Source organism: Klebsiella sp. ME-303 (assembly GCF_007910085.1).
GTDB classification, from domain to species: domain Bacteria; phylum Pseudomonadota; class Gammaproteobacteria; order Enterobacterales; family Enterobacteriaceae; genus Klebsiella; species Klebsiella michiganensis.
The window spans coordinates 259,577-260,231 of the sequence record NZ_VOJB01000104.1; the positions used below are offsets into that span (position 1 = coordinate 259,577).

At 56.8% G+C, this 655-nt stretch carries 2 protein-coding genes; both read right to left on the bottom strand.

The annotated features are described in order from the left end of the window. The coding region (locus FQK12_RS27820) for a glutamine amidotransferase-related protein (RefSeq protein ID WP_409996477.1) at positions 1 to 286 on the bottom strand (286 nt) is incomplete at its 3' end. A 67-nt stretch (positions 287 to 353) separates the two neighbouring features. Next, positions 354 to 655, bottom strand: a 302-nt coding sequence (locus tag FQK12_RS27825; RefSeq protein WP_261393164.1) for an IMP dehydrogenase, incomplete at its 5' end; no start/stop codon positions are given.

Sequence of the window (655 nt, forward strand, 5' to 3'; positions counted from 1 at the left end):
GCTGCATCGCCATGGTCTGCATGCCGTAGCAGACGCCAAATACCGGCACGCCGGCTTCGAACACATACTGCGGCGCACGCGGGCTGTTCTCTTCGGTGGTGCTTTCCGGGCCGCCGGAAAGAATGATGCCGCTTGGATTAAATTCGCGGATCTGTGCTTCCGTGACATCCCATGCCCACAGCTCACAGTAGACGCCCAGCTCACGCACGCGACGCGCCACCAGCTGAGTATACTGAGACCCGAAGTCGAGGATGAGGATGCGATGTTTATGAATGTTTTCCGTCATTGACGCTAATTCCGAGGCAAGTGAAACAGAGTAAATAAATCGCCCGACGCAAGGTCGGGCGAAGAAATCAGGAGCCCAGACGGTAGTTCGGGGACTCTTTGGTGATGGTCACGTCGTGAACGTGGCTTTCCTGAATGCCCGCACCGCTGATGCGTACGAATTCAGCTTTGGTACGCAGCAGGTCAATGGTACCACAGCCGGTCAGACCCATACAGGAACGCAGACCGCCCATCTGCTGGTGAATGATCTCTTTCAGGCGGCCTTTATAGGCCACGCGGCCTTCGATACCTTCCGGCACCAGTTTGTCAGCGGCGTTATCGCTCTGGAAATAGCGATCAGAGGAGCCTTTGGACATCGCGCCAAGGGAGC